The 15092-nt window shown below is 41.8% G+C and carries 16 protein-coding genes; 1 reads left to right on the top strand and 15 read right to left on the bottom strand.

Annotation, left to right across the window (positions count from 1 at the left end):
* Nucleotides 1-120 precede the first annotated feature (120 nt).
* The 11 genes from I5J82_RS00995 to I5J82_RS00950 all read right to left on the bottom strand — a co-directional run bounded on the left by I5J82_RS00995 (nucleotide 121) and on the right by I5J82_RS00950 (nucleotide 10353).
* Nucleotides 121-981, bottom strand: coding sequence for a Cof-type HAD-IIB family hydrolase (locus tag I5J82_RS00995; RefSeq protein WP_198766267.1), 861 nt, complete (start codon nucleotides 979-981; stop codon nucleotides 121-123).
* A gap of 128 nt (nucleotides 982-1109) precedes the next feature.
* The gene (locus I5J82_RS20470) at nucleotides 1110-1241 is read right to left on the bottom strand and encodes a hypothetical protein (RefSeq protein ID WP_269819555.1); all 132 of its coding nucleotides are present in this window, start codon (nucleotides 1239-1241) and stop codon (nucleotides 1110-1112) included.
* Between the two features lie 96 nt (nucleotides 1242-1337).
* Nucleotides 1338-1643 (bottom strand): AzlD domain-containing protein, encoded by a 306-nt coding sequence (locus I5J82_RS00990; RefSeq protein ID WP_198766266.1) that lies wholly within the window; start codon nucleotides 1641-1643, stop codon nucleotides 1338-1340.
* Nucleotides 1636-2361 carry an AzlC family ABC transporter permease gene (locus tag I5J82_RS00985; RefSeq protein WP_408610370.1) on the bottom strand — a complete coding sequence of 242 codons (726 nt, stop codon included), beginning with the start codon at nucleotides 2359-2361 and terminating at the stop codon, nucleotides 1636-1638. Before I5J82_RS00985 ends, I5J82_RS00990 begins: the two co-directional genes overlap by 8 nt.
* Before the next feature lie 81 nt (nucleotides 2362-2442).
* Nucleotides 2443-3507, bottom strand: coding sequence for an undecaprenyldiphospho-muramoylpentapeptide beta-N-acetylglucosaminyltransferase (locus tag I5J82_RS00980; RefSeq protein WP_198766265.1), 1065 nt, complete (start codon nucleotides 3505-3507; stop codon nucleotides 2443-2445).
* Nucleotides 3508-3960: 453 nt separating this feature from the next.
* Nucleotides 3961-5394, bottom strand: a complete 1434-nt coding sequence (lpdA, locus tag I5J82_RS00975; protein WP_198766264.1) for a dihydrolipoyl dehydrogenase — start codon at nucleotides 5392-5394, stop codon at nucleotides 3961-3963.
* Nucleotides 5395-6675, bottom strand: a complete 1281-nt coding sequence (locus I5J82_RS00970; RefSeq protein ID WP_198766263.1) for a dihydrolipoamide acetyltransferase family protein — start codon at nucleotides 6673-6675, stop codon at nucleotides 5395-5397. It abuts the gene before it with no gap.
* Between the two features lie 13 nt (nucleotides 6676-6688).
* Nucleotides 6689-7684 (bottom strand): alpha-ketoacid dehydrogenase subunit beta, encoded by a 996-nt coding sequence (locus I5J82_RS00965; RefSeq protein ID WP_198766262.1) that lies wholly within the window; start codon nucleotides 7682-7684, stop codon nucleotides 6689-6691.
* On the bottom strand, nucleotides 7684-8748 hold the full coding sequence (pdhA, locus tag I5J82_RS00960; RefSeq protein WP_198766261.1) for a pyruvate dehydrogenase (acetyl-transferring) E1 component subunit alpha: 1065 nt from the start codon (nucleotides 8746-8748) through the stop codon (nucleotides 7684-7686). The genes I5J82_RS00965 and pdhA overlap by 1 nt, the downstream gene beginning before the upstream one ends.
* A 15-nt stretch (nucleotides 8749-8763) precedes the next feature.
* Nucleotides 8764-9864: a Leu/Phe/Val dehydrogenase gene (locus I5J82_RS00955; RefSeq protein ID WP_198766260.1), complete on the bottom strand. Its 1101-nt coding sequence runs from the start codon at nucleotides 9862-9864 to the stop codon at nucleotides 8764-8766.
* Nucleotides 9865-9957: 93 nt separating this feature from the next.
* Complete coding sequence (locus I5J82_RS00950; protein WP_144702772.1) at nucleotides 9958-10353, bottom strand: thioesterase family protein; 396 nt, start codon at nucleotides 10351-10353, stop codon at nucleotides 9958-9960.
* A 154-nt stretch (nucleotides 10354-10507) separates the two neighbouring features.
* Here I5J82_RS00950 and I5J82_RS00945 point away from each other — a divergent pair, with 154 nt between their 5' ends.
* Entirely contained in the window at nucleotides 10508-10918 is a 411-nt protein-coding gene (locus tag I5J82_RS00945; RefSeq protein WP_198766259.1) for an HIT family protein, read from the top strand.
* Nucleotides 10919-11090: 172 nt separating this feature from the next.
* Here the strand turns inward: I5J82_RS00945 and I5J82_RS00940 are convergent, their stop codons facing one another.
* From I5J82_RS00940 to I5J82_RS00925, 4 genes are all read right to left on the bottom strand, one after another.
* On the bottom strand, nucleotides 11091-11510 hold the full coding sequence (locus I5J82_RS00940; RefSeq protein WP_198766258.1) for an AhpC/TSA family protein: 420 nt from the start codon (nucleotides 11508-11510) through the stop codon (nucleotides 11091-11093).
* A 156-nt stretch (nucleotides 11511-11666) separates the two neighbouring features.
* Nucleotides 11667-12386: an SDR family oxidoreductase gene (locus I5J82_RS00935; protein WP_198766257.1), complete on the bottom strand. Its 720-nt coding sequence runs from the start codon at nucleotides 12384-12386 to the stop codon at nucleotides 11667-11669.
* Nucleotides 12387-12716: 330 nt separating this feature from the next.
* Entirely contained in the window at nucleotides 12717-14051 is a 1335-nt protein-coding gene (locus I5J82_RS00930; protein WP_198766256.1) for a sodium-dependent transporter, read from the bottom strand.
* Nucleotides 14052-14087: 36 nt separating this feature from the next.
* Nucleotides 14088-15038, bottom strand: a complete 951-nt coding sequence (locus I5J82_RS00925; RefSeq protein ID WP_198766255.1) for an NAD(P)H-dependent flavin oxidoreductase — start codon at nucleotides 15036-15038, stop codon at nucleotides 14088-14090.
* Nucleotides 15039-15092: the final 54 nt, after the last annotated feature.

Raw genomic sequence — 15092 nt, 5'->3', positions numbered from 1 at the left:
ACTTAGTCACTTTAACAAGGGATTATTAACCTGGTTTTGCATTCCTGTAAATCACGTGTGAAGTTTGTGTGTATAAAAAAAGCCTGTCCGAAATGTTCGAACCAGCTTTTGTAAATAATATTATTCTTGTTCTAGGAACTTCTTGATCGCGTACGAGACACCGCTCTCGTCATTTTCTTTTGTGACAAATGCGGCCATCTCTTTCACTTCATCAACAGCATTTCCCATCGCTACAGGAAAACCTGCCACTTCTAACATGGAAACATCATTATAGTTATCACCGATCGCCATCGTATCTTTTAAAGAGATCCCTTTGAGTTCAGCATATCTTTTAACAGCCACACCTTTTTGTGCTTCACTGTTCGTAATCTCTAAGTTGTTATCAGCAGAAGCACTGACTGCTAGAGAATCAACACCTTTTAAATGCTGAAAGGCACGTTGAAGTTTTGCAGTGTCACTAGAAAAAGCAAGGAATTTATAAACCTCAATTCCTTTATCACTCAAGAGTCTATCAAAATCTCCAACAACACTTACTAATCCGAGGCGGAAACGACGAAGAGCTGCTTTTTGAACATCATCATCTGTAGCTTCCGGATTGGAAGTCAATACGATATCTTTCATCACTTCGTATGCTTTTTCACGATTGTCTGTAAATGTTCCTTTGCTCGTGTAGAGTTCAAAATAAATATCTTCTTCGTCCAGAATTTTTTTAATATCCTCGTATTGCTCAACCGTTAACGGAATCGAAGAAAGGATCTCCCATCCTTCTGATCGTATTTCCGCACCATTCACGCATATAAGCGGCAGATGAAGATCAGCATCTTCTAGCGTGTGTTTGGCTTCATCATAAGAGCGACCTGTTGCAATCACAACATGATGTCCCTCGTTTACAGCTTCTTTAATCGTTTCGCTGTTCTCTTCTGTTACTTTTAACTGTCGGTTAACTAAAGTGCCATCCATATCAATTGCGATTAATTTCATCTAAATCATCCTTTATTGCTTAGTCCATTAGTAAGTGTACCCATAATTGAAAGCTTGTTAATCATTATTTGAAGCTTATCAGGTAACAAAAAAAAGAGCTATAGATAGCTCTCCGATTTTACAAATTATTAATCTTTATAGATAAAAGATTGTACAACATCCGTTACAGCATGAAAGATCTCAACGGCTTGAAAAGAGAGTACAGATAAAGCTGACACGGAAAACAAACCAATTAGAACAAAACGAGCTAAATGAGGCATCTTGTATCTCCTCCTTTTAATTGTGATTATACGCCCACCTTTTCTACAAATCAATTAATAAGGTGTATTATTTACAAAGTAAATTATGACAATATCCTACAAAAACGTATAACCGTACAAAACGAAGATAGAAGATAGCACGACAACAATAACATTTAAATTCAACCAAGCGGCGATGAATGCTGCCGCTGCACCTATTCCCCCGTATAGATAACTTTCTGGATTGATGGTTAACACACCAGGAAAAATGAGAGCCCCTAATATAGCATAAGGAACGTTCTTCAATATCCCCTGTATTCTTGGATGTAGATGATTCGTATGAAAGAGAACGAGCGGCAGCATCCTTGGAATATAGGTTACGATACCCATCCCGACAATGACCCATATTAGTTGATCACTCATCTCTCTCATCCCCTCTCATAAAAAATTCGATCGTGACGGCAGCGATTAAAGTGGATAGAATAATTCCCCAGCCGCCTTTTAAAGCTGGAACCAAGGAGAAGATCGAATTTAATACGGCTGCACTTGCGGCAAGAGCGATTACCTTCTTGCTCTTTTTTGCTGCAGGTACGAGCAGTGCGATAAACATCGCATAAAGCGCGATCCCCATACTATCCTGCAGTGATTGTGGAAGTCCCGATCCCATCAGATAACCTACTCCTGAAAAGATCACCCAACAGCTGTATGCAACGAGCCCCAAACCAAGCAGGTAGCTTCCCGTGATCTTTTTTTCGGGTGAGGTTGCAGCTACAGAAAAAGTCTCATCCGTAATGAAAAAGGCATAGATCGCACGTAACCATTTAGGATCATCTTCAGCACGTTCTTTGAGAGAAGCACTCATGAGCAGGTGCCGAATATTCATGATGAAAGTAGTCAGTATCAGTTCTGCAGCTCCACTTAATGCAACAATCATGGATAGTGCGATATATTGGGACGCACCTGCAAAGACAATAATGCTCATACTTATCGTTTCAAAAAGACTTAACTCTGCCGCTTTAGCAAGCAGACCAAAGGTAAACGCAACAGGCATATAGCCAATAGCGATAGGCAATCCAGCTTGAACACCCTTCTTCCAATAGGCAGGTGTTTCTTGTCTATGTACGGCGGGGCTTGGCATCATCTCTTTTTCATCTCCGTTTTTGTAAGATGTGGGTGTAGATTAAATTGTAAGGGGTCTGTCCCCGGGACAGACCCCTTATCTTTACTTCTGTCCTGTAATCGTGCGTAGAATAAGATCTACGCTATCAGAAGCTTTAAATGTGTCCATGTTTTTCTTCATCTGCTCTTGATCAGCTTTCAGATCTTTTAAAGAGGTGATCAATGTCACCTTCGTTAGTTCTTCTTCATAAAGAACGTGGCAATACCCTTGTTTTTCAAACGATTGAGCATTAAGGATCTGATCCCCTCTGCTCGCCGCTCTTGAAAGCGGGATAAGCAGCATCGGAATTTTAAGCGTCAGCCACTCGAAGATACTGTTCGATCCAGCACGTGAAATCACAAAGTCTGTTGCCGCAACTACATCTGGAAGTTCACTTTGAATATACTCAAACTGTCTGTAACCTTCTGTATTTTTCAAACTTTCATCCATGTTCCCTTTTCCACAGATGTGTACGATTTGATAAGAACGTAACAATTCTGGTAGAGCTTCACGAAGAGCTTCATTGATCTTACGTGCTCCTAAGCTACCGCCCATGATTGTGAGTACAGGGAGATGACTACGAAAACCCAAGAAGGACAAACCTTTCTCTCTTGAACCTTGAAGCAGTTCATCGCGAATCGGTGAACCCGTTACAATTGCTTGCCCTGCAGCAAAATGCTTCTTCGCTTCATCAAACGTAACAAAGATCTTAGAAGCAAACTTAGATGAGATTTTATTAGCAAGACCTGGCGTGATATCAGATTCATGGATGTAAACAGGAATCTTACGCATCCATGCAGCGATTACCACAGGTACTGCCACGAAACCACCTTTTGAGAAAACAGCATCTGGTTTTATTTTTCCTAGCTTGAAATAAGCTTGTGCAACACCAGCTGCCACTTTAAAAGGATCCTTTATATTTTTCAAGTCAAAATAACGACGCAGTTTACCACTAGATATCCCATGATAGGGCACGTTCGTTCCATCTTGAATCAAACTTTTTTCTATGCCATCAACAGAACCAATATAATTCAGGTCCCATCCCATCTTTTCTAATTTAGGTATTAAGGCCAGATGCGGTGTTACGTGTCCAGCTGAACCACCGCCAGTTAAAACTAACTTCTTCAAACAGCATTCCTCACTTCTTTTAGATCCGCTGTGCTTTTCTATAGCGGATGTTATCTTATCGCCATTTTAATATATGTAGCCCAAAAAAGAAAATGGCATGTGAGTGATAATTGTTTGTTAATTCTGATTGAATTCATATTTTTGATACTTGGTTTGTAAGTTTCACTGATTTCGGGTCGGGGTGATTCCTTTTAAAGCTTAAATAACCGTCACTTCGGTCATCGAACGATGTTTCCACTGATACCAATGGGGGTATAGGCACAATTAATTCTAGAAATTCAGGAATTAATCCTAGAAATTTCGGACTTATTACGGCGAATTTGGGCGATAATCCGGCGAGTTTCGATCATATATCGGCGAGATGACATAACTCGACAAAATGCAGCTTCCATATACCCTCAACCCCAACAAAAAAACGGCCTAAATATGACCGTTTTTTCACATCATCATCACTCATACAGAGCTTTTCTCTTTCTTACGAGCTGGAGGTACATGAATTGCTCTCCCGCTTGCGTTTTCGATCGCTTCAAGCCATGCTTCGTTCAAAGCTGGATGCGCATAAACCGGGTAAGCCAGATCTTCTTCACGCGCAACCATCTCAAGTGCGTACGTTCCGGCTTGTATCATTTCGACAGCACCGGCTCCCATCATATGAATGCCAAGCACTACATCGCTCTTCGCATCTATCACCATCTTGGAAATACCTTCTTTTTGACCGAGAATGGAAGCAAATCCATTCCCGCTCATAGAAAATTGTCCCGTCTTCACTTCATAGCCTTCAGCTAAAGCTTGTTCTTCTGTCATACCTACTGAACCAATCGGCGGATTCGTATGCACTATATAAGGAACCAAGCTCAAATTGAATGCTGACTGCAATCCAGCCATATGTTCAGCTGCCGTCTTTCCTTGCTTAATCGCTTTTGACGCTAACTTCATCCCAATCGTGCAGTCACCCGCTGCGTAAATGTTTGACACAGAACTTTGGCTATGTTCATTTACGATAATAAAACCTTTTTCGTCTCGTTCTATTGAAATTGCTTCAAGACCAAGACCTTCAACATTCGGCGAATAGCCCGCGGCATACAATACGTGAGAAGCTTCTACCGATACTTTTTCATCACCGTCTTTTTTCAACGTTACGGTAACGGTATCACCAGCTTCCTCAGCGCTATCCCAAATATGATTCTTAAAGACTTTAATCTTGTTTTTCTTTAAAACACGCTGCAGTTCTTTTTCGATGCTAGCGTCTAAACCAAAGCCATCAGCGGGAACGACTATACTGACTTCATTCCCGAGCTGCTTGTATGCCATTGCTGCCTCTAATGCAAAGTAGTCTTCACCATAGATTAATAGACTCCCCGGAACCTCGTTCAACTCCCACAACGTATGCGGTGTCATCACTCGGTTAGATAGAGCTGCCTGTTTCGGCAATAACGGTGAACTGCCTGTAGCAATAAGGGCGTGCTCGAATTCGTACATTTCAAAATGATGACCAGAGTCGATTCCGATACGCTCACTAGACATAAAGGATGCCGTACCCGTTAAATGCTCGATCTTGTTGGCTTTTATCAGCGCTTCTACTCCTTTTTGCAGTCCAGCTACAACAGAAGAATAATAGTTTGTGAACGTGTTATACTCAAAACTCGCCTCTGGAACCGAGATTCCCATGGTTTTTAATTGAGAAAGTCCTGAAAAATTAGCTGCTGTTTGTGTCAGACTTTTAGAAGGAATACATCCTTTATGAAGACAAACCCCACCTAGCTTTTCTTTTTCAATCAGCGTAACTTCCATTCCGAGCTGTGCCGCACGAATCGCAGCATGATATCCGCCAGGTCCGCCGCCGATAATAACAAGCTGTCGTTTTGTTGCAAAATCACCTACAACCATCTATATCAGCTCCAGTGTCATGAAGTAAGGATTCTCGATGAGTTCTTTTACGCGGTTCGTGAACATAACAGCTGTTGCACCGTCTGCCACACGGTGATCGAACGACATGGATACGTTCATCATGGAACGAATCACGATCTCATCTCCAATCACTACAGGCGTTTTCTTCGTCTTATGAAAAGCCATAAGTGCAACTTCCGGATGATTGATGATCGGTGTTGCTGCAATCGAGCCGAGCGGTCCAACATTGGATATTGTAAATGTGCCGCCAGTCATATCTGAGCCCTTCAACTTGTTTGTCTTAGCACGCGTGATCTTGTCTTTCATGTCATGTGCGATGTCTCTTACATTTCGTTGCTCCACATGAGAGATAACCGGTACGATCAGACCTTCATCAGAGTCAGTGGCGATTCCGATATTCACATTTTTCTCAAGACGAATGACTTCTTTTTCTTCATCCAACTTCGCGTTGAAGATCGGGAAATCTTTCAGTGCAATCTGAATCGCTTTTACGAAAAACGCTGCAACTGACACGTTCATACCACGTTTGTTATCAGGATCCATCGCTTTTAACTGCTTCTTCAAATCCATAACAGCCGTCACGTCAATCTCTTCAAAGTGGGTAACGTGCGGGATTGTCGCAAGAGATTGAACCATTTTCTTTGCAATCTGTTTTCTGCGTCCTTTAAATGGAATCTCTTCCGCATTCTTTGTTGTAAATGATGGAGCGGCACTCACTTTTTCAGGTGCTGCAGACTCTATCTTTTCTTCTGAAAATGGCGCTGAGCCATTCTCAATAAATTGATAAACGTCTTGATCTGTTACTCGTCCACCAGGTCCCGTACCGATGATCTGTTCAATATCCACACCGTTTTCACGCGCAATTTTTCTCGTATAAGGAGCTGCAAGAACACGTTTGTTCAGAGTTGCAATACCGCCAGAAAAGGCAGTGTGACTTGGTGCTTTAACGATTTTTTCAACGACCGGCTGTTCTTTACTTTCAGCAGACTCTTCTTCTTTTTGGGAAGATGGTGTCGTTGATGTTGAAGCAGCATCAATCGTTAAGATGACAGATCCAACAGTCACAACATCCCCTTCTTTTACCTTGATGTCTTTGATCGTTCCGGCTGCTGGCGAAGGAAGTTCAGCCGTTACTTTATCCGTTTGAACCTCTACTAAAGGCTGATCAACTTTAACGGAGTCTCCGGCTTTTACAAAAAAGTGTATAACTTCTCCTTCGTGCATTCCTTCACCGATATCATGCAATTTAACTTCTACCACTCACACTCACCTCCTAAAATTGCGTTACTTTTTCAATAGCTTGAACAACACGATCTGCGCTTGGCAAGTAATGATCTTCTAGAGCAAACATTGGAACCGGAGTATCAAAACCTGTTACCCTTTCGATCGGAGCTTTCATATAAAGGAAAGATGTATCATTGATTAACGAGATGATCGTTTCTCCAAGCCCCCCTGTTCCAGGTGCTTCGTGAACAATAACTGCACGACCCGTTTTTTGTACACTTTCAGCAATCATTTCTTTATCTAATGGATAAAGTGTACGAAGATCGATCACGTCACACTTGATCCCTTTTTCTTCTGCTGTCTTTGCAGCTTTCATTACCACTTCAATCATCGCGCCATAAGCAAAAATGGTTACATCGTCGCCTTCCTGAAGCCGAGCTGCTTTTCCAAGCGGAACATTGTACTTGCCATCCGGAACATCCATCTTCGTACTTCTATAACAGCGCATTGGCTCTAGAAATAAAACCGGATCAGGATCTTCAATCGCTGAAACAAGCATTCCTTTTGCGTCATACGGATTAGATGGAACAACAACCTTCATTCCAGGCATTCCCGTAAATAATGCCTCAACAGAATCAGAATGGATTTCCGGTGCACGCACGCCTGCTCCGAACGGGGCCCGAATGACCATTGGCACTGTAAAATGTCCAAGTGTTCTCGCTCGGATCCGAGACGCATGCGTCATGATTTGATTGAACGCTGGATAAATGAATCCAAGAAATTGCATCTCTGCAATCGGTTTGAAGCCGTTCATCGCAAGTCCGATCGACGTACCGATTATGCCAGATTCAGCAAGCGGTGTATCAATCACTCGGTTCTCTCCAAACTCAGCAACTAGGCCATCTGTTGCGCGGAACACGCCGCCGTTCTGTCCTACATCTTCACCAAGCACGATAACGTTCTCATGCTCTTTCATCATCACTCTCATACCATCTGTTACAGCTTGAACCATCGTTAATTTTTTCGTATCAACTGCCGTCGTCATTAGCGATCACCTCTTGAATGAGCGTATGCTTCTTTTTGGCTTTCGATCGGCCAAGGATTCTCTGCAAACACATGATCAAACACATCGTTATAATGTGGTGCTTGTGCTTCTTCCATCTCTTTAACTGCTGCTTCGATCTCAAGCGTTAGTGATTCTTGAAGATCGGCTCCCCATTTCTCATCCCACATGTTTTCATTCTTCATAAATCGCTCTAGTCTAAGAATCGGATCGGTCGTTTCACGACGATTCACAGACTCTTCTTGGTTTCTGTATTTTGTAGGATCGTCAGCTGTCGTATGTGCTCCATAACGCCACGTTACTGCTTCAATTAAGGTTGGTCCTTCCCCTTTTCTTGCACGTTCGACCGCTGTTCGTGTGTGGAAATATACCGCGAAAACATCATTACCATCTAAACGAACGCCTTCCATCTCATACGCTACTGCTTTTTGAGCGATCGTTTTACTTTTCATCTGCTTTTCAATCGGTACAGAAATAGCAAACCCATTGTTTTGATTAAAGAAAACAACAGGTGCGTTAAATACGCTCGCGAAGTTTAATCCTTCGTGAAAATCACCTTCTGATGTTGCTCCGTCTCCAAAGTAAACGATAGAAGCGCGATCTGTACCTTTTAATTTCTCAGCCCAAGCTGCGCCTGTTGCATGAAGAAGCTGAGACGCAATCGGTACGGCTGGAGGAAAGATGTTTTTTCCTTCTGGAGGTATACAGCCTTCTTGGCGACCTTTCCAATAGAGAAAAAGTGTTTTTAGCGAATGTCCAAATGTCATCGTTGCAGCATGATCACGATAAGTCGGGAACATCCAATCGCCTTCACCCATCGCCATCGCACTTCCGATTTGTGACGCTTCTTGTCCTTCGAAAGGAACGTACGTACCGATCCGTCCTTGACGCTGCAGGTTTACCCCTTTACGGTCAAAAAGCCTCGAACGAAGCATCTTCGTGTAAAGCTCTTTCGTTAGTTCCTCTGTGATCTCACCGCGGTATGTTTCGTCATTCCACTCACCGTTCTCATTAATGATCTGCATCTTTGGAAATAACTTTTCCATGGATAAATTCCCTCCTTAGTTTCGAACTTGCCATTTTGGTCTTCGGTTGTGAGCGAAAAAGCTGTTTCGTTTTGAGCGGGCCAAAAGCTTCTCCTCACAGAAAAGATTTGCTGCTTCCATCGTAGATATCTGGTTCTTTGTACTCTCGCTATAAATCTGTATCAGACTGTCATAGATCGCTCTCGTTTTCGTTAATACACGGGCTTTATTCGGTCCATAAAGCTCATCAGCTACCTGAATAAGCCCTCCTGCGTTCACGATATAATCGGGTCCGTATAAAATTCCTTTTTGCTGCAAATAAAGTCCGTGCTTATCTTCTAAGAGCTGATTGTTGGCACTTCCTACGATCGCTTTTACTTTTAGTTGTTCAATTGTTTCATCGTGAATGATTCCGCCGAGTGCGCAAGGAATGAAAATATCAGCATCCACCCCGTAGATGTCGCTTCCTTCAACTACTTCCACATTTCCAGGTAGGAGTTCTGCTCGTTCTTGAATCATCTTTAATGCTTTTTCATTAATATCAGTAACATAGATTTGTGCACCGGCTGCGAGCAGTTGCTCTGCGACCTTAAAACCTACTTTTCCTAAACCTTGTATAGAGTATGACTTACCTGAAAGTTCATCTGTTCCTTCAAGCGTCTGAATGGTAGCTTGAAGTCCGTATATAACTCCTTGTGCTGTTGGAACAGAAGAATCGCCGCTGCCGCCATATTCTTCGGGTACGCCGACGATACAATTCGTTTCTTTTAACGCGTGCATAAAATCATCAGGTGTTGTTCCCATATCTGTTCCTGTATAAAAGCGGCCGTTTAATGAATCTACAAACTGTCCGAATGCTCGGAACAACTCTGGTGTACGATCCGTCATCGGATCCCCGATGATGACCGATTTACCTCCACCGAAGTCAACATCTGCACCAGCGCATTTGTATGTCATACCTTTTGACAATCTCAGCACGTCCTCAAGTGCCTCATCAACCGATCCATACGGTCTCATTCTGCATCCGCCGAGTGCTGGGCCTAATGTTGTGTTATGTATAGCGATAATTGCCTTGAGACCTGTTGATGGATCGTTACAAAACACAACTTGCTCATGCTGTGATATTTTTTCAAACATGTGTAAATCCCCCTAGTATGTCTCTAATTACTCTATTCCTTCTTCACTTTGCTGCTTTAAAGTGTAAGCGCTTTCATTATTGTGCAAAAAAATTTAAATCTTCATCTCTTTAATTTTTTGTGAGATCGCTTCTCTCGGCAGGATATACTGCGTAACTTCTCCTTCACCTGCTATTGCTTTTCCGTTATAGACGGTTACATCACATATGACTGCTTTTCCTTTTACTTCTCTTAACGTTGCCGTTACAGTAAGTTCAGCGCCTTCAGGTGTCGGAGCCATATGCTTGGCTGCAACTCCTCCGCCGATTCCTTCTTCATGCTCTTCAAGATATGGCAATATGATCTGTCTCGCTGCCCATTCCATATGATAGACCATGCTAACAGTTGAATATGCTGGATGGACCAGCTTTCCTTCAAATTGAGCAAACATATCGGGTGTAACGGTAGCTTTGATGGTCGCACTTTGGCCGACCTTCATGCCTGATTTCATGCACACACCTCATATCTTTCATCTAATTTATATAACGTTTTCTTAACGTAATCATAACATTTTGTGTGATATCTGGTCAACGAATCCACGGAATTGTTTGATTTGTAAGAAATATGAAAAATGTGCAAAAATAACGTTGGAGGTGATTTAACTGATGAATGAGTGTTTATTTTGTAATCCGATGAGTTTTCCTGAGCAAAAAATAGTGTTAGAGAATGAGAGCTGCTACTTTCTGCAAAGTCCTAAAGCACAGGATATATTGGAAGGTGCGGGTTTGATTATTCCAAAAGCTCATAAACAGACTGTTTTTGATTTAAGTGAGAAAGAGTGGAGAGATACATATGAGTTGATGCAAAAAGCAAAAAGTTTGCTAGACTCAGAGTTTGCACCCGATGGTTATAGCACGGGCTGGAACGTCAATCCAGCAGGCGGCCAAAGTATTCCACATGCGCATTTTCATATCATCCCTCGATTTGATGACGAGCCGTTTGCAGGAAGAGGCATTCGTTCGTGGATTAAGTCTGAGGAAAACCGCAGGCCGGGCAGGCAAGGTAAGACTTTATAAATTCCTTTTTTATATGATGGACGATTATTTTTATGTGATTCATAATCTTTTTTATGTGATTGATCACCTTTTTTATGTGATCGGCGCTGTTTTTTATATGATTAAGTTTAGCGGAAGCTCCCTACCGCATAAAAAAGCTGATACAGCACATGCTGTATCAGCTTTATCCTTATCATTTCCGCAACTGCTTCAATACTTCGTCAACTTTCGCATGATCTTCAGGAGTTTCATCCATGTGCTTCCACAAAACATCTCCATTCTGATCAAACAACCATGAACTTCCTTGAATGTTCACATCTTGATTTTTCACTGCGCTTAAAAAATGCTTTCTTTCCTTCTTATCTTTAGGCACAATGTCACTTATCTTAACTTCACCTTTTAAGAGATCCGCACCTACAGACATCATGCTTTTCACGCTCGTCATGTGGTGGTTTCCCATCTCCTCGTATAGCTCAAGCTCCGGATCACCATAGATTTCAAACGGAAATGGTCCATGTACATTCATAAATTCTTGAATCTGATCACGATTAGCTGGTGATACAACAACAACCTTAACATCTAAACGTTCAAACTTCTCAAATGACTCACGCAACTGCGCAAGGAACTCTTGATAGTATGGTCAGCCAAGGTGTCTTACTAACACAAAAAATGTTTTATCTTCACCAAACAACTCATGAACCGTAACAGGTTTTGAACCTTCAATGGACACCACTTCTTGATCTAGTTTCATCCAGATAGCCTCCTTGTATTATACGTTTGGATATTCCTGAGAAAGAGGGTGCAGCATGATCTCATCAACGACCATATGTTTTGGTGCGCTAGCCATGTAAGCAACAGCTTCTGCGATATCATCAACTTTTAGCCAGTCTTCTTTAAAATCAAGACCTTGTTCAGAATCAGCAAAGTACGTATCAATAGCTCCTGGGTTAACAGTACCCACACGTACTCCAAATTCTCTAAGTTCTTGTGCAAGAGAACCCGAAAATCCTTGAACCGCGTATTTTGTTGCTGTATAGACGGAGCCGTTCGAGATAGTTCTGCGACCAACGTCAGATGAGATCGTGATAATCGTTCCCTCTTTTCGCTCTTTCATATGTGGAACAACCGCTGTACTACATAAGAATACACCTTGTACGTTGACTTCAAACATTTTTTGAAAGTCTACTAATGAATGCTCTTCAGCCAATTTAAACTGACCGATACCCGCATTGTTTATTAGAATATCAATGTTTCCAAACGCTTCAAACGTTTGTTTAAACAGTTCTGCTACGTCCGCTTCTTTCGTCACATCCGCTTTTATGGCAAGAACATCGAATCCCTTAGCTTTTAACTCTTCTCCCGTTTTGAAGATGCCATCAGATGAACCAATGATCGCTAATTTCGCTTCTAATGTACCTAGCTTTTCTGCTATAGCTTTTCCGCACCCACGAGTTGCTCCTGTCACTACTGCTGTTTTATCTTTTAGCATTGTAATACTTCCCTTCACTTCTGTATTTCACAAATTCTATTATTAACACAAAAAAGACGCTAAAACCAATTATGGTTAGCGCCTTTCTTTCTAATTTTCTTTTTACAAGGCTGTTTTCGTATTCAGTGTTGTCTTCCGAAAGTAGTTGATTTCCGCTTCAGGTTGCTCGCTTTCCGCGGGGCAGGCGGTGAGCCACATTCGTACGTTTCTCGTATAAGTGTCTCACCTGCCCGCCTGTCCCGCAGGAGTCTCACACCTTCCACTCCAATCAACAGTCATAGACGTAAATAAAAAAGATTAAAAAGCAACAATCTTTTAGAAAAGAGCCTTTTAAAAAAGCCCAAGCATGTTAACGAATACGATGATGATCACGACAGGGACCACATAACGGATTAGCATGAGCCAAAGCGCAAATCCTTTTACAGAAACGGAAGAACCTGCTCTAAACTCTTGAAGAAGCATTTCTCTCGGATAACGATATCCTACAAATAACGCGATAAACAGCGCTCCTAAAGGAAGCAGAATGTTACTTACTAGATAGTCGAGTTGGTCAAAGATAATTTTGTCAAATAAAGTGAAATCCGACCAAACTCCATATGACAGTGTTGATGGTACACCAAATACAAAAATAAGGATTCCGATGATCCAAGACCATTTTGCACGGTTCTCTAGCTCACCTTTCGTGATTGATGCGACGATAATTTCTAGCATGGAGAAAGCTGATGTAAGGGTCGCAAACAAGAATAATGCTAGGAAAACGATAAAGAAGAATTGTCCAAACACAATTTGTTCAAACACGGCAGGAAGTACAACGAACAATAATCCAGGACCTTCTGTAGGCTCTAGACCTAATGAAAACACACCTGGGAAGATTGCTAATCCTGCTAATAAAGAAATCAGTACGTTCAGTAATACGATCGTCGTCGCTGATTTTGTAAGGCTTTCTTTTTTGCTCAAATAAGAGCTGTACGTAACCATAACCGAGATACCAACACTTAATGAGAAGAAAGACTGACCAAGTGCAAATAAGATATCGTCTCCACCGATTTTTGAAAAGTCAGGGTATAAGAAAAACTTAACGCCTTCCATTGCGTTATCTAGAGTCAATGAACGAACGATCAATACCGCAAACAACACAAAAAGTGCTGGCATCATAATTTGATTTGCTTTTTCGATACCATTTTTAATTCCACGGCTTACAACAAAAATCGTAATCATCATAAAGATGAACTGAGAGATCAAAACCGGCCACGTGCTTGAGATCGATTCTCCGAACATTTGACTAAAGTCATGGTTGAAGAAATCTCCCGAAAAACTTTTACCGAGGTAGAGAACAATCCATCCACCGATTACACTGTAAAAAGATAATAAGATAAATGCAGTCGCTACACCCATTCTGCCAAGCCATGGCCATGCAGAACCTGGCGCGATCTTTCGATAGGCAGAAACTGCCTCTTTTTGTGCACCTCGGCCAATAACGAACTCAGCCATTAAAAGAGGAAAACCTATCAAAAACGTAAACAATAAAAAGAGAAGGAAAAAAGCCCCCCCACCGCTTGTACCAGCTACATAAGGAAATTTCCAAATTGCACCGAGTCCGATTGCTGATCCTGCTGCAGCTAAAATAAAAGCTAACTTCGACGTCCACTGGTCTTGCTGATTCATAATTACTTACAACCTCCTGTTACAATTACAACTAGCTTACATTAAACGGTTGTTTAATATACTAACTGTTTCTTTCGCTTCTTTCATCATCGTTTCAAGCAGTTCTTTTACGCTCGGTACATCAGTTATCCCACCGGCGATCTGCCCGCTATTGATAAAACCGTTTTCCAAGTCCCCTTTTACAGCTCCTAAAATATGATGATCTTCTGAGGTATGTGCCATAAACTCTTCAGCAGAGACGCCATTTTTTTCAAGTTGAATCAACTTTTGAGCATAAGGTGTATCATAAATTCTTCTGATCTTTCCTGTTTGGCGGCCAACGATTAACGTTTTTGTATCATCTGCCTCTACTAAGGAAGTTTTGTATCTCTCATGAAAAGGGGCTTCCTTTGTTGCGATAAAACGAGTTCCCATCTGAACACCTTGTGCACCGAGAGCAAAGGCTGCTGCCATACCGCTCCCATCAGCAATACCTCCAGCAGCGATGACCGGAATACGGACGCTCTTGGATACTTGAGGTAACAGAACCATGGTCGTTGTCTCGTAGGGTGAGTTAAGTCCCGCAGCTTCATAGCCTTCAGCTACTAACAAGTCTGCACCTGCTGCTTCTGCTTTTTTGGCATGATATACAGAAGCCACAACACAAATAACCTTTAATCCATGTTCCTTTAGTTTCGGTATGTAAGGGGCTGGATTACCCGCAGATAAGGAAACAACTTCCACTTTATGATTGATCAGAAGTTTAAGAATTTCTTTTACATTTGATGCAACGGTTAAAGGTACATTAACAGCAAATGGCTTATCTGTCATCCCCTTTGTTGCAATTATTAAATTTTCTACCTCTTCAGGTGACATCGTCCCTGCACCAATCGTGCCTAATCCACCAGCATTTGATATCGCTGAAGCCAGTTCCGCATTACTAACATTTCCCATCCCACCCTGAAGGATGGGATACTGAATACCTAATTTTTCGCAGATTGAATTCAATTTCTCCACTTCCCATTCTAACCTTTGTTATACTGAACCTATAACCTGTATTGA

Origin of the sequence: Fictibacillus halophilus (assembly GCF_016401385.1) — a bacterium.
GTDB classification, from domain to species: domain Bacteria; phylum Bacillota; class Bacilli; order Bacillales; family Fictibacillaceae; genus Fictibacillus; species Fictibacillus halophilus.
This window is presented reverse-complemented; position numbering and strand designations above follow the sequence as displayed.